The sequence below is a fragment of the Alteromonas sp. DYW1 genome, from assembly GCF_059752595.1.
In genome coordinates this window covers 2230300-2255374 of record NZ_CM186038.1, presented here as the reverse complement: position 1 = coordinate 2255374, position 25075 = coordinate 2230300, and the positions used below count along the sequence as shown (strand labels likewise).

Annotated in this window: 22 protein-coding genes and 1 tRNA gene; 13 read left to right on the top strand and 10 right to left on the bottom strand. The window is 45.2% G+C overall.

Annotation, left to right across the window (positions count from 1 at the left end):
• Window positions 1-113 precede the first annotated feature (113 nt).
• Window positions 114-1022: an AAA family ATPase gene (locus AC121Z_RS09985; protein WP_498128208.1), complete on the bottom strand. Its 909-nt coding sequence runs from the start codon at window positions 1020-1022 to the stop codon at window positions 114-116.
• Window positions 1023-1178: 156 nt separating this feature from the next.
• Between AC121Z_RS09985 and AC121Z_RS09980 the strand changes: the two genes are divergently transcribed.
• The 8 genes from AC121Z_RS09980 to yghU all read left to right on the top strand — a co-directional run bounded on the left by AC121Z_RS09980 (window position 1179) and on the right by yghU (window position 10367).
• Window positions 1179-1730: a hypothetical protein gene (locus AC121Z_RS09980; RefSeq protein WP_498123889.1), complete on the top strand. Its 552-nt coding sequence runs from the start codon at window positions 1179-1181 to the stop codon at window positions 1728-1730.
• A 23-nt stretch (window positions 1731-1753) separates the two neighbouring features.
• Window positions 1754-3394 carry a phosphoglucomutase (alpha-D-glucose-1,6-bisphosphate-dependent) gene (gene pgm, locus AC121Z_RS09975; RefSeq protein ID WP_498123888.1) on the top strand — a complete coding sequence of 547 codons (1641 nt, stop codon included), beginning with the start codon at window positions 1754-1756 and terminating at the stop codon, window positions 3392-3394.
• Between the two features lie 208 nt (window positions 3395-3602).
• Window positions 3603-6122 carry a glycogen/starch/alpha-glucan phosphorylase gene (locus AC121Z_RS09970; protein ID WP_498123887.1) on the top strand — a complete coding sequence of 840 codons (2520 nt, stop codon included), beginning with the start codon at window positions 3603-3605 and terminating at the stop codon, window positions 6120-6122.
• Window positions 6123-6230: 108 nt separating this feature from the next.
• Window positions 6231-7565, top strand: a complete 1335-nt coding sequence (locus AC121Z_RS09965; protein WP_498123886.1) for a putative bifunctional diguanylate cyclase/phosphodiesterase — start codon at window positions 6231-6233, stop codon at window positions 7563-7565.
• Between the two features lie 60 nt (window positions 7566-7625).
• Window positions 7626-8675 (top strand): succinylglutamate desuccinylase, encoded by a 1050-nt coding sequence (astE, locus tag AC121Z_RS09960; RefSeq protein WP_498123885.1) that lies wholly within the window; start codon window positions 7626-7628, stop codon window positions 8673-8675.
• Complete coding sequence (locus AC121Z_RS09955) at window positions 8668-9093, top strand: HIT domain-containing protein (protein WP_498123884.1); 426 nt, start codon at window positions 8668-8670, stop codon at window positions 9091-9093. The genes astE and AC121Z_RS09955 overlap by 8 nt, the downstream gene beginning before the upstream one ends.
• Window positions 9090-9416 carry a heavy metal-binding domain-containing protein gene (locus AC121Z_RS09950; protein WP_498123883.1) on the top strand — a complete coding sequence of 109 codons (327 nt, stop codon included), beginning with the start codon at window positions 9090-9092 and terminating at the stop codon, window positions 9414-9416. Before AC121Z_RS09955 ends, AC121Z_RS09950 begins: the two co-directional genes overlap by 4 nt.
• A 75-nt stretch (window positions 9417-9491) precedes the next feature.
• Window positions 9492-10367, top strand: a complete 876-nt coding sequence (gene yghU, locus AC121Z_RS09945) for a glutathione-dependent disulfide-bond oxidoreductase (RefSeq protein ID WP_498123882.1) — start codon at window positions 9492-9494, stop codon at window positions 10365-10367.
• Window positions 10368-10388: 21 nt separating this feature from the next.
• Here yghU and AC121Z_RS09940 read toward each other — a convergent pair whose 3' ends face one another.
• The 7 genes from AC121Z_RS09940 to AC121Z_RS09910 form a co-directional block, all read right to left on the bottom strand.
• On the bottom strand, window positions 10389-10541 hold the full coding sequence (locus tag AC121Z_RS09940) for a DUF2897 family protein (protein WP_498123881.1): 153 nt from the start codon (window positions 10539-10541) through the stop codon (window positions 10389-10391).
• Entirely contained in the window at window positions 10538-11218 is a 681-nt protein-coding gene (locus tag AC121Z_RS09935) for a M15 family metallopeptidase (protein WP_498123880.1), read from the bottom strand. The genes AC121Z_RS09940 and AC121Z_RS09935 overlap by 4 nt, the downstream gene beginning before the upstream one ends.
• Window positions 11215-12345 carry a succinyl-diaminopimelate desuccinylase gene (dapE, locus tag AC121Z_RS09930; protein WP_498123879.1) on the bottom strand — a complete coding sequence of 377 codons (1131 nt, stop codon included), beginning with the start codon at window positions 12343-12345 and terminating at the stop codon, window positions 11215-11217. Before dapE ends, AC121Z_RS09935 begins: the two co-directional genes overlap by 4 nt.
• Window positions 12342-12692: an ArsC family reductase gene (locus AC121Z_RS09925; RefSeq protein WP_498123878.1), complete on the bottom strand. Its 351-nt coding sequence runs from the start codon at window positions 12690-12692 to the stop codon at window positions 12342-12344. Before AC121Z_RS09925 ends, dapE begins: the two co-directional genes overlap by 4 nt.
• A gap of 20 nt (window positions 12693-12712) precedes the next feature.
• Window positions 12713-13204 carry a PTS glucose transporter subunit IIA gene (locus AC121Z_RS09920; RefSeq protein WP_498123877.1) on the bottom strand — a complete coding sequence of 164 codons (492 nt, stop codon included), beginning with the start codon at window positions 13202-13204 and terminating at the stop codon, window positions 12713-12715.
• A complete protein-coding gene (locus tag AC121Z_RS09915; RefSeq protein WP_498123876.1) occupies window positions 13204-13587 on the bottom strand; it encodes an ACT domain-containing protein in 384 nt (127 codons plus the stop codon). Before AC121Z_RS09915 ends, AC121Z_RS09920 begins: the two co-directional genes overlap by 1 nt.
• A 105-nt stretch (window positions 13588-13692) precedes the next feature.
• The gene (locus tag AC121Z_RS09910) at window positions 13693-14748 is read right to left on the bottom strand and encodes a patatin-like phospholipase family protein (RefSeq protein ID WP_498123875.1); all 1056 of its coding nucleotides are present in this window, start codon (window positions 14746-14748) and stop codon (window positions 13693-13695) included.
• Window positions 14749-14844: 96 nt separating this feature from the next.
• Here AC121Z_RS09910 and AC121Z_RS09905 point away from each other — a divergent pair, with 96 nt between their 5' ends.
• Complete coding sequence (locus tag AC121Z_RS09905) at window positions 14845-15810, top strand: GGDEF domain-containing response regulator (RefSeq protein ID WP_498123874.1); 966 nt, start codon at window positions 14845-14847, stop codon at window positions 15808-15810.
• On the opposite strand, the gene AC121Z_RS09900 is transcribed toward AC121Z_RS09905, so the two are convergent.
• On the bottom strand, window positions 15807-17615 hold the full coding sequence (locus tag AC121Z_RS09900) for a two-component system response regulator (RefSeq protein WP_498123873.1): 1809 nt from the start codon (window positions 17613-17615) through the stop codon (window positions 15807-15809). The genes AC121Z_RS09905 and AC121Z_RS09900 overlap by 4 nt on opposite strands.
• Window positions 17612-21448, bottom strand: a complete 3837-nt coding sequence (locus AC121Z_RS09895; RefSeq protein WP_498123872.1) for a response regulator — start codon at window positions 21446-21448, stop codon at window positions 17612-17614. Before AC121Z_RS09895 ends, AC121Z_RS09900 begins: the two co-directional genes overlap by 4 nt.
• A 181-nt stretch (window positions 21449-21629) precedes the next feature.
• On the opposite strand from AC121Z_RS09895, the gene AC121Z_RS09890 reads away from it, so the two are divergent.
• The 4 genes from AC121Z_RS09890 to AC121Z_RS09875 all read left to right on the top strand — a co-directional run bounded on the left by AC121Z_RS09890 (window position 21630) and on the right by AC121Z_RS09875 (window position 25071).
• A tRNA-Val gene (locus AC121Z_RS09890) sits at window positions 21630-21706 on the top strand.
• Between the two features lie 164 nt (window positions 21707-21870).
• Window positions 21871-23094: an integrase domain-containing protein gene (locus AC121Z_RS09885; RefSeq protein WP_498123871.1), complete on the top strand. Its 1224-nt coding sequence runs from the start codon at window positions 21871-21873 to the stop codon at window positions 23092-23094.
• A gap of 141 nt (window positions 23095-23235) precedes the next feature.
• Window positions 23236-23895 carry a hypothetical protein gene (locus tag AC121Z_RS09880; protein ID WP_498123870.1) on the top strand — a complete coding sequence of 220 codons (660 nt, stop codon included), beginning with the start codon at window positions 23236-23238 and terminating at the stop codon, window positions 23893-23895.
• A 288-nt stretch (window positions 23896-24183) separates the two neighbouring features.
• The gene (locus AC121Z_RS09875; protein WP_001901419.1) at window positions 24184-25071 is read left to right on the top strand and encodes a WYL domain-containing protein; all 888 of its coding nucleotides are present in this window, start codon (window positions 24184-24186) and stop codon (window positions 25069-25071) included.
• The last annotated feature ends 4 nt before the right edge of the window (window positions 25072-25075 follow it).

Genomic DNA, 25075 nt, shown 5'->3' with positions numbered 1-25075 from the left:
TTCAGATTAAGTTGATGGCTAGGAGCAGGTGGAATACGCCGGTCGAGCCAACGGAGCCAGCGATTTCGAATTTTCGTCTTTACGGCAGTAACCACAATCAGGCGAAGGATTGTTTAGGCCGCTATGGGGTCGACAGCTGCGAGCAGTTTTTCACTCACTCGCGTCGACAAATCGGCATCACTGTTGGGGACACGCAAACGATGTTCGGCAACCGCTGCAAATATATGCTGCACATCCTCAGGAATCACAAAGTCGCGCCCATCCATCCAAGCCCATGCCTTTGACGCGCGCAACACCGCCTTGCTTGCTCGCGGAGATAGTGGATTAGTGAACAAACCTGATTCGCGGCTATGACTAACCAAGCGCAAAATATAGTCGATAACGGCGTCTGAGCTGTGCACCGTGTTAACTTGAGCCTGCCATTCTTGCAATTTTTCTGCCGATGCTATGGGCATTTGAGTACTCGGTTGCTGTTCTAGTAGCATTTGCTTTTCCGCTTGCCAATTGGGATAGCCAAGTGTGATCCGCATTAAAAAACGATCCAGTTGCGACTCAGGCAATGGATAGGTACCCGATTGATGCATGGGGTTTTGTGTTGCAATAACAAAAAATGGCGTGGGTAGTGGGTACGTTTCACCGTCCAGACTGACCTGCCTTTCTTCCATCGCTTCTAGCAACGCGCTTTGGGTTTTCGGGCTAGCACGATTAATTTCGTCGGCCAGCACAACTTGACTAAAAATAGGCCCGGGATGAAAGGTAAATTGCTGCTTCTGCACATCAAAGATGTTCGCCCCCAGCATATCTGCAGGGAGTAAGTCCGACGTAAACTGAATACGGGAGTAATCCAAACCGAATAGATTTGCAAGGGCGTGCGAGAGGGTCGTTTTTCCCATGCCAGGTAAATCTTCAATGAGTAAATGACCATGGCTCAGTAAGCAACTCACCGCTAGTTTGATGGCATGGGTTTTACCAATAATGACTTTATCTAATGCCGAAATAATAGGGACGATGGTGTTATTCATAATCAGCTCTTTTTTGCGCTTATTTAAACTGTAGCTGAGTTTTGCTGCGCGATCAGGATTTCCTTTTGATACCGACGTATAGGTAAATCGGATTATTGTCATGATTTTATCTTTTGCTATGCCTATAATAGGCGCCAAAAAATAATAAGGATTTGCATGAAAACCATTACCATCGATGACGAGCTTTATGCCTTTATTGCGGCGCAAACTAAGTATATTGGTGAAGACGCTTCAGATATTTTACGCCGTTTGTTATTACCTGATGCAGCGCAAGTTCCAGTAACTGTGCCAATTGAAACTGCTTCAGCAACACCCAGTACGACTCCTGCAGCGGGTGCCGCACAGACATCAATTGATTCGTCGGTTGCAGCAACATTCATCCCAGATAACCAAGCGCTTGCGCAATGCAATACCGTGGTTGAGCGTTTTTTACTGTTGCTGAGTGAATTACACGCGCATCATCAAGCCGACTTTTCGCGCGTACTTACAATCAAGGGTAAAGGCCGAGATTACTTTGCAGTATCGAAAGAACATTTGTTAGCCACCGGCAGTAGCACTAATCCAAAAGCTATCCCGCAGTCAGACTATTGGGTTGTGACCAATAATAATACGGGGAAGAAAGCGGCTATTTTGCGGCAGGTAACTGAAACACTGGGTTATTCGCCGTCGCAACAAGATGCAATTATTGCGGGATTAACTCAAGCGTAACGTTTTTACATAAGGAATCTACTATGGCAATTCATCCACAGGCAGGACAACCCGCTGATCCGGCACAACTCATCAATGTTGCAAAACTTGTCAGCGAGTATTACACCACGCAGCCTGATGCAGATGATCCGCGCCAACAAGTGGCATTCGGTACGTCAGGGCATCGTGGCAGTGCCTTATTAGGTTCTTTTAACGACCTCCATATAGCCGCTATATCGCAAGCGCTTGCGGAATATCGTCAAAAACAGGGGATTACTGGCCCGTTGTTTATCGGCAAAGATACACATGCATTGAGTGAACCTGCACACGCCACTGCGCTGGAAGTTTTGGTGGCGAATTCAGTCGAAGTCGTCATTCAGGAGCGCGGCGGCTTTACTCCAACCCCAGCTATCTCACATGCCATTTTGACGTTTAATCGCGGCAAAAGCTCTGGCCTGGCCGACGGCGTTGTGATTACGCCTTCACACAACCCTCCTGAAGATGGCGGGTTTAAGTATAATCCGCCACACGGTGGTCCGGCTGATACCAATGTGACCAATGTGATCCAGACTCGCGCAAACGCAATCATGCGTGATGGTGGGCGTGGAATTAAGCGGATTAGTCTAAATGCAGCCTTGCAGTCTGCCAAAGTAACGCAAACAGATTTTGCCAAACACTACATCGACACCTTAGATGAAGTGATCGATATGCAAGCTATTGCCAATGCCAAAATCCGCATGGGCTGTGACCCACTCGGAGGGGCAGGGGTTGCCTATTGGGATCGAATTGCGGAGCAATACGGGTTAAATATTGAGGTAGTAAACCCACAGGTTGACCAGCGTTTTGCATTTATGCGGCGTGACAAGGATGGTAAATTAAGGATGGATTGTTCATCTCCCTATGCGATGGCAGGATTGATCGATATGGCACCGCGCTTTGATGTAGCGTTTGGTAACGATACTGATTTTGATCGCCATGGTATCGTGACACCGAGTGCAGGACTGTTGAATTCGAATCATTACTTAGCCGTGGCGATAGATTATTTATATCAACACCGTCCGCAATGGTCAGAGCAACTGCTGGTTGGGAAAACCTTGGTGTCGTCGAGTATGATTGATCGCGTTTGCGCCAATCTCGGACGCGGTTTGGCTGAGATGCCGGTGGGCTTTAAATGGTTCGTTGATGGCTTAACGCACGGGACGATTGGTTTTGCTGGCGAGGAAAGCGCTGGGGGTATCTTTTTGCGTCGTGACGGGACGCCATGGGCGACCGATAAAGATGGTTTTATTATGTGTCTGTTAGCGGCCGAGATTTTAGCTATTACTGATTTGGATCCGGGGCAGCGCTATACCCAGCTAACCGCACAGTTTGGTGAACCCGTGTACACTCGAATTGATGTAGCAGCTGAATTAGAACAAAAACAAGCGTTATCGCAAATGCAAGCGGATGTAGTAACCAGCCAAACGCTGGCCGGTGAGCGAATAACACAAATCCAAACACATGCATCCGGTAATAATGCCGCCATTGGAGGTGTGAAAGTCTCTAGCGAGAATGGTTGGTTTGCAGCACGACCATCGGGGACCGAAAATGTCTATAAAATTTATGCTGAAAGCTTTTTAGGTGAAAGTCATTTACAAGAACTGCTTGCTGAAGCACAAAAAATTGTGGATGGAGTAATTAAATAAAGCAATGCAATGGTGACTTTGCAAACGTATTCAGAGTGAATTTGTAAATAAAATGTTAAAAAAGAGCAAAAAATCAGCAAAAAGTTGATAAATTAACAAAGAATTAACAAATATTCGGTTTTTTCATTGCTATATTGGTGGGTAATAACCAAGAAAACTGTTGTTTAATTACAACTATTGCCAACCTTTTGAGCAATGAGAACCGATCATGAATACCAAAGTTACTCCAACACGTAAAAACAAAGCTGCTGTCAGCGCTGCTATCGCAACTGAAGCGCAATCTCCCGCACTTAGTAAGGCTGAGCTTAAGTCAGCCATAGTCAAACATCTGCATTGTTCCTTAGGTACCGACGAGAACAAGGCGAACAACCATGCTTGGTGGAAAGCAACTTGCGCCGCTATTCAAGAGCTTGTTCTAGAGGGCCTACGTAAGACCCAAAAAGCGCACTATTTTAACGACACGCGAGCAGTCCATTATTTTTCAGCTGAGTTTTTAATGGGGCGTTTGTTGTCAAACAATATGCATAATTTGGATTTGTTTGAAACGGCTAATGAAGCATTAACTGAACTCGGCGTGAATTTGACTGACATACTTGAAGAAGAGCCTGATATGGCGCTTGGTAATGGAGGTTTAGGGCGTCTAGCCGCGTGTTTCATTGACTCATTGGCTACTATGGAAATGCCTGCCATAGGCTATGGTATTCATTATGAGCATGGTTTGTTTCGCCAAGAAATACGCAATGGTGCGCAAATTGAGCGCCCAGATAGCTGGCGTGACTATGGCAATCCCTGGGAGATTTGCCGTCCGGAATCAATTCAAGAAGTGTCGCTGTATGGGTATGTGGAAACCAAATACGGTGAAAATGGCCGGATCCAAAAAGAGTGGCATCCAGGAAGTATTGTGAAAGGGGTGCCTTGGGACATCCCTGTAGTAGGTTACGGCGGTAAAACCGTCAATGTACTGCGTTTGTGGCAAAGCCAGTCATCAGGTTATTTTAATTGGGATGTGTTTAATGCAGGCGGTTATGTCGATGCACAACGTGAAAATGTCCAAGCAGAAACGATTTCCAAAGTGCTTTACCCGAATGACGAAACGGAAGCGGGTAAAGAACTTCGTTTGATCCAGCAATACTTTTTCTGCGCATGCTCGTTAAAGGATATCATTCGTCGTTATAAGCGCGCCCATGGTGATGATTGGAGCCGTTTTACCGATCAGGTAGTGATCCAATTGAACGATACCCACCCAGCCATTGCGATCCCAGAGTTAATGCGCATATTAGTGGATCGGGCTGAGCTTGACTGGGATAAAGCATGGGAAATTTGTACCAAAACCTTTGCTTATACCAACCACACATTGCTACCAGAAGCCTTGGAAAAATGGCCAGCACGCATGTTGGAGAAGATCCTGCCTCGTCACTTAGAAATTATTTATGAAATAAACCACCGCTTCATGACAGAAGTAGAAAAGCAGTGGCCGGGTAATAATCAGATCAAAGCCAAACTTTCAATTATTGAAGAAAGTAGCGAAAAGATGGTCCGCATGGGCAATTTGTCGGTGATCGGATCATTCCGAGTCAATGGCGTAGCAGAAATTCACAGTAAGTTAGTGAAACAAAACTTATTTCCTGAGTTTGATCAGTTATGGCCCAATAAGTTAACTAATGTTACTAACGGTATAACGCCGCGACGTTGGTTAAAAGCCTGTAATCCCGCGTTATCCGCGTTGATCGATAAAAAAATTGGTGATCAATGGCCGCTGGATCTTGATTCGCTCACGGGGTTAGCCGCCTTTGCTGACAATAAGGCTTTCCAAAAGCAGTTTATGCAAGTCAAGCAAGACAATAAGGTTGCTCTTGCAGCGACAATCAAAGAGCTAACCGGCCTTACGGTAAATACGAACGCGATCTTTGACATTCAAATAAAGCGTTTGCACGAATATAAGCGTCAGCATCTCAATTTATTGCATATTCTTGCGTTGTATCGTCGTTTACTGGAAAACCCGAGCTACGACATTCATCCGCGCGTATTTATATTCGGTGCTAAAGCCGCACCAGGCTATAAGTTAGCCAAGGATATTATCTATGCCATCAACAAGGTTGCCGATAAGATCAATAACGACCCGCGGGTAAATCAGAAGTTGCAGGTCGTATTCCTGCCCAACTATCGCGTGTCGCTGGCAGAGAAAATGATCCCTGCCGCCGATGTCTCCGAGCAGATTTCAACTGCCGGTAAAGAAGCTTCAGGTACCGGTAATATGAAGTTGGCACTTAACGGCGCGGTGACTGTCGGTACTTTGGACGGTGCGAATATTGAAATTGCCGAAGAGGTTGGCGAAGACAATATTTTTATATTTGGTCTTACGGTTGATGAAGTCACTGCTCTGAAACAAAAGGGCTATAGTCCAGATGATTACTATTATAAAAATAGTGAAATTAAAACAGTCCTGGATTGGTTAGAAAGTGATTATTTCACGCCAGGTAAACCGGGCGAGTTGGCGTCTGTGAAGCACAGTTTACTATCAGGGGGCGACCCGTATTTGTGTTTAGCGGACTTTGAGTCTTACTCGGCAGCGCAAAAAGCCGTTGATGAGGCTTATCGTGATAAAACCCGCTGGGCAAAGATGGCGATAATGAACACGGCGATGATGGGTAAGTTTACGTCCGATCGTTCAATCAAAGATTATGTCTCGCGAGTGTGGCAACTAACCCCTTGTAAAGTGGACGAATAATTATTATGAAAGGCGGAGGATCCGCCTTTTTCGTTTAAAAATTCAACACATGGCGGGTGAGTGCTAGTCAAAGCATAAATTTCGCTTTACACTCGAAGAAAATTGGCAATGAGCAGTGATGTCCTTTTGAGCCGTATTCACCCAAAACTGAACGCTATCCCTAATCGATTCGCGTTTATTCATTGTATAGAGCAATGTGCGGAGCAACATGACGCGATCTCGATCATGCTCATTGATGTTGTCCGTTTCTCCGATGTAACCACTAGTTTTGGTACTCATATTGGGGATGAATTCCTGCTATCTATTGCCAATCGTATTGGTATGTTGTTCAAAGATGCCCAAGTTCTTGGTCGGGTCAGTGGTGATGTGTTTGCGTTATTATTTGCCGGCCACTTGTCAGAATCTGAGCTGCATAAAAAGTTTGAACACTTAGTCGAGCATTTTAAAACACCCATTCAACGCGCCGATCACTCTTTTATCGCAGATTTTAATGTGGGGGCCACTGCCAGTAAGAGCTCACAGTTCAAAATCACTGACTTCGTCGCGCGTGCTGAAGCGGCATTAAAACAAGCTAAGCAAAATAAATATGAAAATTTTGCCTTTTTGTTGGATCGCAAAGATCATGTCAGTGCACGTAGCTTGACCTTAAAAGCCGATTTGCAGCGGGCGCTCGACAACAACGAGTTAGAGCTTTATTTTCAACCTAAAATCCAGCTTGATGATCTTCAAATTATTGGTGCAGAGTGTTTGTTGCGGTGGAATCATCCACTCGATGGTGTGCTGTTTCCAGGGCCTCTGATTGAGGCAGCCGAGTCATACAATATGATGAATGAATTGGGTTACTGGACGATTGAAAATGCATTCAAACAAATGCGGCGCTTTGCCCAAGCAGGACTCACGTTAACGCTTTCGGTAAACATTTCACCGACCCAACTTTACGATTCTCGCTTAGTTTCCTATCTGCAACAATTTTCAACCACCTATGAAATCCCGTTATCACGTTTTGAGTTAGAATTGACTGAAGACGTCGCATTATCCAACAGTTTGATGGTTAAGCGTCAGTTAGACGAGTTACGCCACTTGGGTTTATCAATTTGTATCGACGACTTTGGTAAAGGATATTCCAATCTCTCGTATATCCGCGAATTAGCGATTAATACGCTCAAAATCGATAAAACCTTCGTGCTTGAGCTTGAGCAAGACACCATTAATCAAGCGATTATTCAGGCGGTTAAATTGATTGGTGATGCCAAGGGCTGTCAGGTGGTTGCCGAAGGGATTGAGTCTATTCATCATTTGCACGTGTTACGCGAGGTGGGGATTGAGCAAGGGCAAGGTTTTTTGTTTACTAAAGCACTGCCATTTGATGAGTTTATCCAGTTTGCGCAGCAGGATATATCGGTTGGAACATCACCACTGCATGCGCAAAGACGCTCTTCATAAGCCTTACTTCAGTAGCAGAATCAGTTACCATAGTGGCATTTGAGTCGTAAAGTGGTAACTATGGAACTGATTAATCGTTTTGCACGTGAAGGATTCTTAACCTTAAGTCGGCAAGAGCCCGTACTCTTTAGCAAACCTGTAAGCGATACATTACCCGATGGAAGCGCTGTGACCTGTCATGCGGAAGGTGTCATCGAGTTTTGTCCTGCACACGCGGCTGCTGAGTCTACGAATGCCATCGTGTTGTCCTGCGGTATTCATGGCAATGAGACCGCCCCGATAGAAATTCTCGACGCCTTGGTGCAGGATCTGTTAACTGACCAGGCAACATGCGCGCACCCGGTGTTATTTATTTTTGGCAATTTGGCGGCCATGGAGATTGCTGAACGTTTCTGTACAGAGAATATGAATCGATTATTTTCTGGCGCGCATAGCGAAGGGCCGGGCGCAACTAATGCTGAGCGCCTAAGAGCTAAGCAGTTAGAAGAACTAGTGACCCAGTTTTATCAACAACACACCAACGTCGCGAATCGCCTACATTACGATTTACATACTGCTATTCGCGCGTCGAAAAATGAGAAGTTTGCGGTTTATCCGCTGCTGCATAACCGCAACCATAGCCGCTCTCAGCTCGCATTTTTAGCCGATTGTGGCGTACGCACCATTTTATTGTCGGAAAGCCCAACGACAACATTTAGTTATTTTTCTTCAACCCAGTTCAATGCCCATGGATTTACCGTTGAGCTAGGCAAAGTGCGTCCTTTTGGTGAAAACGATATGACCCGTTTTGCGGATGCTAAACGGGCGATTACCGGTTTAGTCTGTGATCCCAATTATCAACCGCCAGCGATTGCGCTGAAAGATTTACTGATTTACCGAGTTAATCAGGTTATCAACAAACAAGAAGATGATTTCACTTTGCATTTCGCTGACGACACTGCCAATTTTACAGATTATCCCAAAGGCACTGTATTAGCCTCAGAAAGCGGTGTTGAGTATGTTGCTGAATATAACGGGGAAGCGATTGTTTTTCCCAATGCAAATGTGGCAAGAGGACAACGGGCGTTATTAACGGTCATTCCTACAGCACTGAGTGTAACTGATGAATAAGGATTTTGAACTCGACTCACGCTTAGTTAAGGATTGTGAATATTTGTATTCATTTTCTTTATGTGAAGTGTTATTGAATAAGGACGCGAATTATCCTTGGTTTATTCTGGTTCCTCGCATCGCTGGTGTGACCGAATTGCTCGACCTAAGCGACTCTCAGCAGCTCCAGCTGATGCAAGAGAGTAACACCATCAGTCGATTTTTGCAGTCTACCTTTAAGCCCGATAAGCTTAATATTGCAGCTTTGGGGAATGTGGTCAGTCAATTGCACATTCACCATATTGTACGGTTTGTCGGTGACGCAGCGTGGCCAAGCCCGATTTGGAATGCCGTACCTGCGCGGCCCTATAAAACGACTGAAGTGGCGAATATTAAACAACAACTACAAAACTATTTAACCGCTAAGGAGCGAGTATGATCGTAACTACCACCCACCATTTACAAGGCAAAAATATCGATAATTACTATGGGATTGTCGTTGGTGAGGCCGTTATGGGGGCTAATTTATTCAAAGACTTGTTTGCCTCTATTCGCGATATTGTCGGCGGCCGTTCAGGTTCTTATGAGGATGAGCTGACGCGCGCACGAAAAATTGCTTTTGCTGAAATCGAGCAGGAAGCACGGATGTTAGGGGCAAATGCGGTTATCGGAATCGATATTGATTATCAGGTGATTGGTGACAAAGGCAGTATGTTGATGGTGAGTATTGCCGGTACTGCGGTGCGCTACTCAGACGCCTAAGGAATAAGACATTTTTTTATTGGCTGCGCGGTCTTGTTTGTAACTATCTGATAACTGCGATATCAAGGGAACATAATGGCTAAAAATGCATACGTACCACCTAAAGTTTGGACCTGGGATAAAGCCAGTGGCGGGAAGTTCGCGAATATCAATCGTCCCATCTCGGGAGCGACCTATGAGCAATCGTTACCGCGGGGTGAACACCCATTGCAGCTGTATTCGGTGGCGACACCCAACGGCGTGAAGGTCACTATATTGCTCGAAGAGCTACTAGCTGCTGGTGAAACGGGTGCAGAATACGATGCATTTTTGATTGATATTATGGAAGGCGAACAGTTTTCTTCCGGATTTGTTGCCGTTAATCCAAACTCTAAGATTCCAGCGCTGCTGGATACTACCACTCAACCCGCAACGCGATTATTCGAGTCTGGATCTATTTTGCTTTATTTGGCTGACAAGTTTCAGCGCTTTATTCCAGCGGCACCCGCTCAGCGAGCAGAATGTATAAATTGGTTATTCTGGCAAATGGGCAGTGCTCCGATGTTAGGTGGTGGTTTTGGCCATTTTTACGCCTACGCACCAGAGAAATATCAGTATCCGATTGACCGGTACGCCATGGAAGTAAAGCGTCAACTGGATGTGCTCGATAAGCATTTGACAGAGCGTGAATTTATACTCGGTGATGCCTACAGTATTGCAGATATGGCAATCTGGCCTTGGTATGGCGCAATGGTGTTAGGGTATCTTTATGAAGCTGGCGAGTTTCTTGATGTTAAAAGTTATACTCATTTATTGGCGTGGGCAGAACGCATCGCTGCCCGACCGGCAGTAAAGCGTGGAAAAATGGTTAATCGCACCTGGGGAGATCCTGCGGGGCAATTACATGAACGGCATAATGCCAGTGATTTTGACACGCAAACGCAAGATAAGGTCGGCCCACCTCAGCAGTAATCGCGCTGGCTGATAAAGCCGCTACTGCGGCTTTTGTTTATCTTTTTGGGCTTGATTTGCTTCCGAGAGGCTTGATTTAAAAGGCATTTTAGCAGAATGCTTAAGGAGCATGATATTGCTTAAAATAACCGCTAATACAATCACAATAATGACTACTACCCACCAAACGTTCATAAAATAGGGATCCCTTTGTTGAGCACATAGCGATAATAAATTTCATCGAAATGCGCCTCGATTGTTTGCCATCCCAGTAAGTTGCTTTTACTTAGTAGGGTGAATAGTGCTTGTTTATCAAATGCCTGTGCAATTTCGTCGGCAATAGGGCGATAACTCAGGTGCCAAGGCTCGGCGCCAATCCCACCAACGTATTTTTGATAAGGGCGATAGAAATCAAATTGTGTGGCATGACTATCCAGCCAATCACTCAACTTAGCGCACGGGCCGTCATTGCAATATTCTGCGCTAATAAGATGAAACTCTTTGCCCCACTGCTTAACGGCAGTGCGATCATAGACATCGATATCGGTGCCCCAATGATGCCGTGATGCACCGGGTAGGGCTGACCACAACAGAATGGCATGCATTTTTTCTACATCGCTCAACGACGCAATATCAATGATCTGGTTGTGCTTATCACGCAGAACGGCGTCTCCCTGCCATTTTGCATTCCAGATTGCGCTTTGACGCGCAAAATTGCGATAGGCGCTAACTAACTGTATGTCGATACCGTCGGCTTGCGCTGCTATCTGCATTTCCTGCAAGGCTGTGTGCGTGGCAGGCAATAACCAGTGGTCGCCTCCTGCGTTGACCAAGTGCGAGTTATCGAGACCGAGAAAATGCGTGGCGTTCATCGGAGCAATAACTCATGCAGCACACCTTCATACAGTTCAGCTAGAAGATCTAGATCAGCGATCCGAACGTGTTCGTCGACTTTGTGAATACTGGCGTTCACCGGACCTAATTCAATGACTTGCGCCCCCGTGGGTGCAATAAAGCGCCCATCCGAAGTTCCGCCGGCGGTTGAAAACGTCGGCTTGTTGCCCGTTCTAGCATGTATTACTGATTCAACAGCGTTAACCAACTCGCCGCGTTGCGTTAAAAAAGGTAAGCCGTTATATGTCCATTTGATACTGTAATCCAACTGCTGTTGGTCAAGAATGTCAGTGACACTTTGGGTGAGTATTTCGGCCGTCACTTCAGTTGAATAGCGAAAATTAAAACAAATATGACATTCACCGGGGATCACATTACCGGCGCCAGTTCCGGCATTGATATTGGATACTTGAAAGCTGGTCGGTGGGAAATCATCATTTCCCTCGTCCCATTGTATTTCGGTCAATATTGTCAGCGCAGGCGCAATCGCATGCACTGCATTCTGGGCTAAATGAGGGTAGGCAACATGGCCTTGTACACCATGCACTACCAAATCACCCGTCAGTGAACCGCGTCGCCCGTGCTTTACAACGTCACCGACGGAAGCGGTACTCGAAGGCTCACCAACAATACACCAGGTGATTTTTTCATTGCGCGCTTCGAGCGTATCAATAACGCGGGTTGTACCGTTAATAAATGGACCTTCTTCATCGCTGGTTAATAAAAACGCGATGGAGCCTTGATGATCCGGATTTTGTGAGAGGAATCGCTCAATCGCAACAACCATAGCGGCTAGGCTGCCTTTCATGTCGGCAGCCCCACGGCCATACAGCAAACCATCATGCTCAGTCGGTTCAAATGGGGGATATGTCCATTTACTCTCTGGTCCACTCGGGACCACGTCCGTATGCCCAGCAAAGCAAAAGACGGGTCCGCTCGAACCTTTACGAGCCCACAAATTCGTGGTGTCTGCAAACACCATGGTTTCCAATTCAAAGCCCAATCTCGCTAAACGTTCGCCAATCAATTTTTGACAATCGGCATCTTCGGGCGTGACCGAGCGCCGTGCGATTAGGTCCTTGGCTAAGGTTAGAACATCACTCATTGCGCAAATGCCTTGGCGTAATCGTCCGCCTTAAAGCCGACCATCACTTGATTGTCGATGTAGAGCACAGGACGCTTAATGAGGGTTGGTTGTTCGGTCATTAGTTGCACCGCGAGCATATTATCCAGGTTGGCTTTGGTATCTTCATCTAATTGGCGAAAGGTGGTGCCACGCTTATTGAGTAACACATCTACGCCCACCTGTTGCGCGGTGGCAGCTACCCAATCGGCATTTATGCCATCTTTTCGAAAGTCATGGAACTGAAAATCGATTTGTTGTTGTTCAAGCCACTTTTTGGCCTTTTTTACCGTATCACAATTGGCGATACCATACAGAGTTATAGTCATAATGATGCGTGTTTCAGTCGTTAAATATGAATGCTCATAAGCGTATCAGTAAGCGCTAAAATCTGCTTACCTTTTGTGGCTTGTGGTATGTTTAATTCGATTGATTTTACCGGATTTAAAACGGTGATTACTAGGCCAATTTCATGATTGAATTGTCGCCAAGTCAGTGGATCAAAATCCATTAAGCAGCTGCCTTGAGCCACCTCATTTCCAACGTCGCAATGGCGCTTAACCCTTAGGCCGTTTAACGAATGTATTGAGGGGTAAAAGCTCAGTTCTAATTGCAGACCGTTAGCGGCTTGTAATTTCAATAAGTCACCGGTCGCTGAAAATGTGAGAATGCGCGCGTCAAAGGGAGTAAATAATTGATAGCCACTCACCCTCATAAAGGCACCACGGCCTAATAAACCAAGGGTATGAAGATTGGTCGGCGCATGCTCCAGCGGGTGTAATGTGCCCGAGCATGGTGCGGAAATAGAAAGTGCTGTTCGCTTCCGAGTTTCATCTGGCATTAGCGATTTACGCTGTAACCATCATTTTCAAGTGCCTTGATGGCTGCTTCCAATGACTTTTGTTTGACTAAAAAATAATCGGTTTCAAAGGTCGAAAGTACAAAGATACTCACTTTCGCTTGCGCTAATACATTGCAGATTTTAGCCATTATTCCAACCATGGATAAGCTCAATGGGCCGAGTACCTCTAATGTCCGCCAATCACCATCACTGTCATCTGCCTCAATGTCGATAGATTCAGGCACGACGATAGAGAGTTCATCTGCTGTTTTACCTAAGAAATATAATGGTGATTGCAATACTTCTGTAGGTATCTGAGCATCAGGTGGCAGTGTGTGGATCACCATCGTATCGGGCAGAACGGCTAAAGTTTGCTTGGGCATAGGATACGTACATTGGACTCAACAGACCCACAGGTTAGCACACCTTACAGCGCCGAATGAAGAGCACGTTGTGGCTGATTTGATCTGGGTTAAGAAATTTGCCACTCAGCGACTATCTATGGGATGGATAGTACGTGTGATCGGACCTTGGCAAAGCTCATGGAAATCCTCAGCTAGGTGCTCAGTCATAGTTAAGACCTGTTGCCAATAGGTTATCCGTTGTTGCGATTCTAGTTGGGTGAAGTCCTCTCGATCGGGAATTTTTGCGTAGGGCAGTTGCGCAACAAATTCGGCCGAGGGTACCAGCATGACTACGTTATCATAATTGGTCGCGCTGACTCTCCGGGGCAATGATTTGTCAAACCATCCTGCTCGTGGAGACGCGCTAAAGTGTGGATAAAGCACTAAGCCTTCCGCACTATCGATGTGAAGGTCAAAATGGTAATCAATGATCCCACCGTCACGATACATGCCTTTGGGGGCGCCGGGTATGTTAGGTATGCCTTGCATGACTAACGGAATAGAGCCTGAGGCGAGCAGTGCTGGTTTCAAGTTATCGGGGTTAAAATTAATATGTGTCGTCTGAAACGCAATCTGATCGGTAAAGCGGAAGTCGCTGGATGGCGCTTGAAAAACAAAGCGTTGATATTGTGGTTTAAGCCAATGCCTGCTGACTTTGTTGCTTAGATAGCTGCGTGTTAGCCCAATAAGTTGGAGGAATTTTTTCTCTGACGCCACTAAGCCCCGAGTTTTGGCTACGATGAAGTGAGCTTTCATTACTGGATTGTTGATAATTTCTATGACGTTGTCGTCAGGAACAACGATATCCAGCAACGCTCGCGCTTTGTTGGTGATCTCCATAGGCGTCGGCTTAGCGGAATAGGTAGTCGTAGAATAGTGCTCGGCTAAACGACAAATTGCGGCGACGGGATCGCGCTGGGCGAAGCACGCAGAACGGAATGCACCCGCTGAGGACCCAACCAGTTGCAGCGGCTGCTGGCGGTTTTCAAAGAATTCGCCAAATAGGTATTTGTCGAGACCAAAGAGGGTAAACCACTTCGGTCCTCCTGAAGCGCCTAAAAAAACACTAAATAAGTCAGAGTGAAAGCCTTCTTCCTGAAGTCGACGAGCAGCATGCTTGCCTGCATAAATTGTTAGCATAGATCCACAGAATAAATTGTTTAACGGCTATCATAGCCGCAAGTAGGCCACTAGTTAAACTGTTAGTAGATACTTGCAGCGAAATTGAACTCAGGTATGATTAAAGAAACTAGAAAAAGAGTGCGTGGCATGGAAAAGCACCAAATCCTTATCGTCGAAGATGATCCAGTAAATATTAATGTGCTGATTGCGACATTGCGTGATCGGTTTGTGCTATCGATTGCCAAATCTAAAGCTAAAGCCTTGTCGATTTTAGAGCAAAAGCCGATTGATATTATCCTATTGGATCTAAATTTGCCCGATGGCAACGGTTTAGAAATCTGTCAGGCGGTGAGGGAAGGGCGAGATACCTACTCACAACCGTCAATAATCGTCATGACAGGCAGCGAATCCACAGATGATGAAATTCGTTCTCTTGAGCTCGGTGCCAATGATTTTATTTCCAAGCCAGTGCATAACCGCATATTAAATGCACGAATAGACATCCAGATTGATTTATTACGTAAAACACGCTTACTCAATCAGTTGGCACGTATCGATGGCCTAACTGAGGTTGCTAATCGTCGCGCGTTTGATGAGACTCTAGTGCGCGAGTGGCATCGCTGCAAACGTGCGCGTCAGCCCTTGTCGTTGCTGTTGGTGGATGTTGATGAATTTAAAATTTACAACGATACCTACGGCCATACCAGTGGTGATGCCTGCTTACGCAAAGTGGCAAAGTTGCTCACTGACGTGTTTAAGCGAGCGTCTGACTTAGTCGCGCGCTTCGGTGGTGAAGAGTTTGCCGTTATCATGCCAAACACGCCGCAACAAGATGCGCTAGCATTGGCCAATATTGCGCTAGGCAAAATGGTTGAAATGAATATTCCACACAGTGCGTCGTCGGTTCATGACGTAGTGACTTTTAGCGGTGGATTAATCACCACATTCCCAGTTGATATTGATCTTAGTGCTGACGAAATTATTGACCAAGCAGATTCGCAGCTTTACGCCGCGAAGAATGAGGGTAGGGCGAGGATCATGCCGGCGTTAACCAGAACGCTGAGTGAAAAGGTCGGTTAATCGGCTTTAAAGGGTTTTAGAAATTGCTCAATGGGCTCCGGTTTGTGTAAGCCAAAGCCCTGAAGGTAGGTAATGTCCATTTTACTCAGGATGTCTTTCGCGGCGACCGACTCGACGCACTCAGCGACTACCTTGATGTCTTTCGCCACTGCAATGCCGACAATTGACTCGATCATTTTCTGATTGACTACATCATTTTCCAAGTCTCGCACAAACATGCCGTCGATTTTGACAGTATCAATGGATAATTCTTTCAAATATTCATAAGACGACGTGCCTGTACCGAAATCGTCTAATGCAAATTCGCAGCCTAAGGTTTTCAATTCTTGAATAAATTCAATGGTCGCTTGCAGATTACTGATCGCTGATGATTCGGTGATTTCCAGGCATAAGCGTTGGGCATCGACCTGTTGCTCTTGTAATTGTTGTTTGATGAAGCTCGCGGCACCTTCCTTAACGATATAGGCCCCACTTAGGTTCACTGAAAGTTGGATATTGTCAGTAGCCGCTAGATGCGCAATGCTATGGCTGAGTACGTAACGGTCAATAGCATCAATAATGTTAAATTTTTCGGCTACTGGAATAAAGTAACTGGGGGGCTGTAAGCGGCCTGATGAATCAATTAAGCGCGACAATACTTCGGCTTTTTGCAATGATCCACCATTCTCAGAAAATATGCCTTGGGCAAATAATTGAATTCGAGATTCCTCTATGGCCTTGCGGATAATCGGAACCAAACGCATTTGTTGTTGCGTTTTATCAACGTGGGCGCGAGTCACGTTGTACACCGATATTTCACCCCCTCCTTTGAGTTTACTCTGATAGCATGTGCGCTCAGCAACACTCATTAAATGGGAGACTGAATCTATACTTTCATCGACCTCCACCAAGCCCATGCTGACATTGTGGACAAATTTTTCGTCCATCCACTCAAACTCGTATGCCTCTAGTGCATGTTTGATGGCGCGGATTTTCTGAATTGCAAAACCCATATCAGGTTGTTCAAAATAGATGGCAAATTCATCGCCACCAATCCGGGCAACGATATCGGTAGTATCGAGCTGACCGCGCAAAATTTCTGCCAGCTGGCGCAATAACTCATCACCTGCCACATAACCACAAGTATCATTGACAATTTTAAACTGGTCCAAATCGATTAGACACAGAAAACTATTCTCGCGCTTTTGTGTAGATGCCAAGCACTCGGTGAGCTTTTCTTCCAACGCAAAACGGTTGTACATGCGGGTTACAAAATCATGATGCGACAAATACGACAGTTTGTCTTGTAAACTGCGGCGTTCATTAATCTCTTTGCGCAGATTACTGTTCGCTGCCACTAACTCACGCGTTCGAGCTTCTACTTTTTTCTCTAAACGCTCGTTGGCTGAACTTAACAGAATATTGGTCTCATCCAATGCCTTTAAGGTGGCAGCAAGTTTTAAGTGGGTCATAACCCGCGCTTGCAATGCATCGCTATCCACCGGCTTTACGATATAGTCCACCCCACCAACGTCAAATGCCGCTGCGGTATCTTCTTCACTGCCGGTTAAAAACATGATTGGGATATGCGAATACCCCTCCATGGATTTAATTTTCTGACAGACTTCCAACCCAGTCATGCCAGGCATATTGATATCAAGCAAAACTAAGTCTGGCGTTTCTTCTTGCAGAATTGAGAGCGCCTTTTCGCCACTATTGGCGACTAAAATGCGCGGGTCGAGCGCTTGTAGTTGTTGCGTGATGACACGTAATATAATCGGATCATCGTCAACCGCGAGAATAGTAAAACGGGATAACTCATTCATTGGTTTTCATCTATTAGAGATAATGCGAGATCGTAATCAAACACATCGAGCGCATTGACTAATGCGACTTTGTTCTCGTTGCTAAGCACGCTTTCGTCTAGAGCTTCTACTTCTTCGATTAACTCAGATGGGATGACCTCACTACGTTCTAAGTGTTGTCTAAGTTCACTGATTACATCAGATGATTGCATCTGTGTATTTGTTTCCTTATCAGTTTGGTTCGCGAGTAGAATTGCATTGGCATCTTGGATTGACGCTTGCGCCAAATCAACAAAGCGTTGTAGTGATTCTTCAGTCACATTGCCGTCTTTTATTTGGCCTTCAAAGGCCTGACAATATTCGTAGAAACGCATAAACCCCATATTGCCACTGCTACCTTTGACGGTATGCACTAGACTGTACAATTCTGACTCTTCTGCACGGTTTTGCGGAACTTTTACTTGGTTTTCGATAGCCGAATATTGCGCCACATAAACATTTAACGTTTTCAAGTACAGCTGTTTCTGCTGGCTTAGACTGGGACGATGGGCTTTCCAGTCCATGGTTGATAAGCTGTCAGGGATGGTTAACGCTTCGCTATTATTCACTGTTTTATTGGCGTCATCTGCTGACAGTGAAGGGCGCGGAATAAACGATTCGCTGGCATGCAAAGTCTCTATCAACTTGTCGCGCAAAACGTCGATTTCAATTGGTTTAGGAATATGGTCATCCATACCCGCAGCTAAACATTTTTCCCTATCACCTTTCAGTGCATTAGCCGTCATTGCAATGATTGGTATACTCTTATTTTCAGCTCCGGCTTTTCCTTCTCGGATCAATTTAGTTGCAGCATAGCCATCGAGCACCGGCATTTGGCAATCCATTAACACAGCAGAGTAAAAACCCGGCGGATGCTGATTCAGCATGTCTATTGCTTCTTGCCCATGCATCGCATGTTCACATGGGAGGTGCAGCGTACCGAGGAGCCCCTCAGCAACCATTTGATTAACTTTGTTGTCTTCTACCAGTAAGACCTTTGCATCTGCGGGCCATTCAACAGCGGTAGGATTATGTTTGTGTAGCCGCTGCAACGCATGTTCCGAAACGAATACCCCCTTTTCATCACCTTGCTGATTGACGGCGATTAACGCTATCGCGTTAAAAAGGTCACTGGTGATCACCGGTTTTGTCAGGCAGCCATCGAGACCGAGACGCGCCAAATCTGCACTGGCGATTTGGCTCGACACAGAGCTTAACATCAAGATGGGTAACTCTTTATTAGTAAAATGGCGACGCACTGATTCGGTCAATTCCAATCCATCTTTACCCGGCATATGCATATCGGTCAGGATTAAGTTAAATTCTACTGGCTCTGGATGGTCTGCAGAACTCTGGTTGATCCGCAATATATCCAAAGCCTCATCCACATGATGTGCGGTAACGACCGACGCTCCCCAATTTTCGAGATGAGCGGTGAGAATATCAATATTGGTTTGGTTATCATCAACAACCAATACTTTCCATTGCTCCAGGCTGATACTTGGCAACTCTGAAACAACAGCATCGGTGTTTTGCAGAGAAACACTGAATGCAAAGCAACTGCCTTTGCCGTACTCGGTATCAACTGAGATCTCGCCGTCCATTAAGTTGACTAAGCGTTTGCATATTGCCAGACCTAAACCACTACCACCGAAATTACGTGTGGTGGAGCTATCAACTTGCGAGAAAGACTCAAATAATCCGCTGACTTTATCCTCTGGAATACCAATTCCGGTATCTTTAACCGTGCATTGTAAACGCATTTGCTCACCATCTTTGACCAGTGAAGCTTCAACATGTACTTCGCCATCCTCGGTAAATTTAATCGCGTTGCCAATTAAATTAGTCAGGACTTGTCTTATCCGCAGGGGATCGCCGGCAACAAAATCAAGATTGATATCAGACACATCGACGAGGAGTTCAAGGCCTTTGCTATCTGCGCGAATGGCCAAGGATTGAGCGGTTTCTTCGATCAATTGACGCAGATTAAAGTCGATACATTCGATACTTAATTTACCGGCTTCAATTTTAGAAAAGTCGAGAATATCATTGAGTACTGAGAGTAGGGCATCTGCACTGCTCTTAGCTACTTTCACTTTTTGCCGTTGATCAGAATTTAGCGAGGAACGGTTTAATAACTCCAACATACCAATGACGCCATTCATTGGTGTGCGGATTTCGTGTGACATTCGCGCTAAAAACTCGCTTTTAGCACTATTCGCGTTATTGGCTTGTTGGGTCGCTAACTTTAACTGTTGTTCCGCGAGCTTGCGCTGCGTAATGTCACGGCTAATCCCAAGAATATAATCACGATGGTCATCAGGTAGCTGAAACACAGACTTGCGGGTTTCAAATAAGATTTGGCTTCCATCTTTGGTTGCCGTCCACCGTTCACTGATACGTGGCTTTTTACTCGCTAGCGTTTCTTTATCATCCAATAAAAACGCGTTAGCCTCGGCCCGACTATACAGCTCGTTGTCGTGTTTACCTTCAACATCAGGAACTTTTAAGCCGAGTAATGTTGCATATGCTTGATTGACTCTAAAATAATGACCATCATCGGTTTTGCAAAATATCGGGTCGGGAATAGAGTCAAATACGGTACTGATTAGGGTTCTCTCGCTCTTTAATTGATCAGCAGTTTTGCGCAACTCGGCAGTGCGTTCAGTCACTTTAGCTTCAAGTGCTTTCGCCGACGAATTTATCAGGCGGGTAGCACGGCTATAAAACACAAATAGTACACTGCCGAGAGCGAGGGTGAAGCCAATAATCACCGCGAGCAGTGAAACCACAGTGGAACGCGCGCTAAAATAGGGCCGCATAGCCTCTTTAACGTCTATTTCCGCGGTTATACCAAGCGATAGAAAATCCAAATAAGCCCAAACGCCGATGACCGGTACACCACGATAATCGCGATACCCTTCTAACATCATCCCGCGTTCGCCTTCATTTACGCGCTGCGCCATAAGGGTCAGAGGCTGCTCACTGCGCTGTAATTCCGATACTTCACCTGTGGTCAGATTTACACCTGGATTCCTAATGTCGACAGCTAGAATTGACGATACTCCGACAGGAATAAGCTTGGCATTGACCAAGTCAGAGATAAAACGGGATTCTGACACCAGCACCCCGTTGTCATTCACTAAATAGGTTTCTCCGGTATTGCCGAGCCGACCCAATTGGGTAATCGAGGATAATTCTGCCTTGGGAGAATGATGTGATGCCAATAATGCAACGACGTTACCGTTAACCATGATCGGTGCGAGAAAGTGCGAAGTAATAAAGTCACTTTGCTTAACTCTTTCTTTGGTGGGTGGAATATAGGCAGGCTGCGCATCTTCAATCACACTAGCCACGAGCTCAGGATATTGACCGATAAACACTGGGGTTTCATGGCCTGCATTATTAGCAGTGGTAATAATACGTTGCCCATCCAGTTGAAGAATATCAAAGCCATTGTGGCCTTGCAGGCGCTGCAGCTCAAAAAAGCGCGTGTGCAGTAATTCGTCTAAAACAGCGCGCTCTGCTGCCGATGTCGCAGGGTCAATCAGTGTGGCTACAGCCTCACCTACACCTTCAGTTGAGGCGGCTTCGGTTATTTGTAACACGTTATTGTCATGCCACAATTGCAATGCAGTGGTTGTCGTTTCAAGTACGACGGTTAAGGCATTACCTACTTCGCCGCGCACATTGTCGCGGATCTTAATAAGCGCATAGCGAGTGACAAATATGGATACGATTATAAGAGCAATCGCTGCTACCAAAGCAATGCGCAGGAGGCGAGTGTTACTCTTATCCAGGCTTTTATTATTCAACGTAAAGGCTGCCCGTAATTTCTCGTTAATAAAGACTGTAGCAGCAGGCTCTAGCGGACGTCCAGTGTTTGACGTGGCTAAAATCAAGTGCTGACAGAAAAACCTATAAAAATACGTAAAACTGCTTGCAGAATGAAAATCGAATCGCTAACATACGCGCCGCTTAGTCAAGCACACATATGCGTCTATAGCTCAGTTGGTTAGAGCGCTACCTTGACATGGTAGAGGTCCCCTGTTCGAGTCAGGGTAGACGCACCAATTATACATCCAATAAAGTCCAATGTAGACTTATAACTCCATAATATTCAATGATTTAAGGCTGCAGTAGTCCAGCTCGGTCCAATCTTACTCAACCAAATCCAACAGTTTTGGTAACATATGTAGTAACACAATAAATCGCTCCGGAAACTGGTGTTACTAAAATGGCTAGAAAGGTCCCTCCCTTAACAGACTCAAAAATTGCGAAAGCCAAACCACTTGCCGACAAAGACACAACACTTACTGATGGCGATGGTTTATTTTTGCGTATCAAGTCGAACGGCTCAAAGAGCTGGATTTTCAATTACTATCACCCAATAACCAAAAAAAGAAAAAACATCAGTTTTGGTAGATACCCAGAGGTAACACTTTCTAAAGCCCGAAAGTTGCGTAGTGATTGTAGGGAACAATTGGCTAGTGACATTGATCCTAAAACCTATCGGGATGAAGCAAAGCATGAGCGAAAAACGGCACATGAGAATACATTTCAAGTAATCGCTGAACAATGGATTAAAAAGAAAGAAACAGAAGTGAAAGCCACAACAGCAAAGAAGTCATGGCAGTTGATGGAAAAACACGTTCTGCCATTTCTTGGCAAGATGCCCGTCGATACACTGAAGCCTAAGCATGCCATCGACGTTATTAAGCCTATATCAGCGCGTGGTAATCACGAAACGGTAAAGCGCTTATGTCGACATATAAACGAAGTAATGCGAGTTGCCTTAGCATCTGGGCTAATCGATACAAATTATTTTGTTGATATCACTAAACTCTTCCCGGCACCCAAGAAAAAGCATATGCCGACGATTACCCCAGACCGTTTGCCTGAATTGATGCAGAGGTTATCAAATGCTCATATTTCAACAAACACGCGTTATTTGATTGAGTGGCAATTACACACAATAACAAGGCCTATCGAGGCGGCTAGTGCAAAATGGTCTGATATTAATCTTCAAGACAAAATTTGGGTTATTCCCGCTGAACAAATGAAGATGGGGCGCGATCATGTGATCCCACTATCTCAACCAGCTTTAAAGCTACTAAGTCGCTTAAAAGAAATTAACGGGCACAGACCTTATGTGTTTCCTGGTCATAGAGATCCGCTAGGGCATCTGAATAGCTCAACAGCAAATGTGGCCCTTAAAAGAATGGGGTTTCATGGAGAATTGGTTGCGCACGGTTTGAGGGCACTAGCAAGCACAGCACTTAATGAGCAGGGTTTTGATCCAGACTTGATTGAAACAGCGCTCGCGCATATTGATAGGAACGCGACACGTCGGGCCTATAACAGAGCTGAGTACGTGGAGCAAAGAAGAGGTATGATGGAGTGGTGGTCTAGCAAGATCGTCGATGCTGCAAATTTGAACGTTAGTCTTACTAACATTTAACCGATTAAAACGAAAAAAGAGATAAAGTCGACGCTTTGTTAATAAACTCAGTGTTTTATGTTGAATATAATCTTTCAAGTGTTAATTGTTACTTTGCCAAAAATAATAGTTAATGGATGTATAAAATAAAAGGAGAAAGGTTTGAGTAAATCTCAAATTGAATCGTTAAATGATTTTGCGCGCGTTAGATTATCAAAACACTTTTTTATGCGCGATTTTCTATTTTCGGAGACTGCTTCAGTACTTGGAATAAACAACGTACCAAACAATAAGGAATTAGCAATCGAGGCAGGGAAGGGCCTATGTGATAATGTGCTTGAGCCTATTCAAGCTGTATGGGGGCGAATACACATACGGTCTGCGTTTCGGAGCGAAGAAGTTAATCAAGCAGGCAATAAGATTGGAGCGAGTTGCTCAACAAACGACAGGAATTACGGTGGGCACATCTGGGATGTAAAAGGAACTGCAATAGACGGCAATAAATATCCTGGTGCAACAGCCTGTATCGTAATACCGGCTTACCTTGAGTATTATGAACAAACCGGAGACTGGACATCACTGGCTTGGTGGATTCACCATCACATTCCCGCTTACAGAAGCATGTATTTCTTCCCAAAGCTTTGCGCATTCAATATGTCATGGTTTGGTTACGCAGAGCAACCTAAAACAATTTCTACGTATATCGAAGACCCAAAAACAGGGCATAAAAAGCGTATTTTAAGTAAAAATGTGGTCTCTGATTTTTACAGGGTTGTAGAAGCTTATGAGCGCTATGGAAATTGTTTACAGCTAATCGAGTAAAAAATCTTATTTCTTTTCCAGCAGCTTCTATTTTCTATGGCCGCTGAATTAGTATTAAGGTGCTTTCAATAGCATGGCGAGTGAAAGTTGGCACTTCAAAAAGTATTTCCAAAAAGAGCTAAGGAAGTAACAATCTATCAATATCAAACTACTTTTTATAGCCAATATGGCTAGTTGTTGTTACGATTGAACCTAATGAAAAAAAGTAGGTTGCTTGATGATATTCAATCGATGGCTTCCTGGTTTTAAATGATTAGGGCTTGTCCCGGATGGATTGAGAGGCTGACATTGCAAGACAACACTGGACTTGAAGAGCTTAGCCAAGCACAGAGAGAACGACTCGCTCATATTGATTTCACTTTGTTATTTAAAGGTGAAGCTGGGCGTAGTTATTTAACCGAGCGATTTAGCGTAGCGCCGTCTGTGGCAACACAAGATTTTGCGCGGTACAAAGAGTTGGCTCCTAACAACGTTATGTATGACGAAAAGCGCAGAGTGCACTTGAAGACGAGCGCATTCCAGCCGTTGTTTGATTATGACGTTGTTCGAACTCTTGCGACGATAAGCCAAGGGTTCGGTGATGGCTTTCTTGGCAAGGTCAGGCCACCTATGGCTTGTGAAGCACCATTCCATCTCAATAAGCCGAAATTGGAAGTTGTAGCGGCTATTAGTGAAGCCATACATAAGCGCGCTGTGATTAATATTGAGTACACCTCATTGTCGAGTGGTCATGGGAGCAGGCAAATAGTTCCTCATACCTTGATTGACAATGGCTTGAGATGGCATGTCCGAGCATTCGATAGAAAGCATAGAGAATTTAGGGATTTTGTTTTAACCAGAATAAGTGAAGTTGAGTTGTTAGAGGATGAGGTTAACGACGAAGTTGAGACTCTTCAGTGGGATAAGCAATGGAACCGAATTGTTGAGCTAGAGCTGATACCTCATCCAAAACTAGCACATCCAGAAGCTGTATCGATGGACTACGCAATGGAAAACAATAGGTTGCGTGTAGAGATAAGAGCTGCGTTCGCTGGATATTTACTGCGTTTATGGAATATCGATTGTTCAAAGAATTGTAAGAGCAATGGGCGAGAGTTCCATTTAGCACTTAAAAATCCAGAAGCACTATACGGCGTTGACAATGCTGCACTCGCTCCTGGATATAGCGAATCGTGAGATG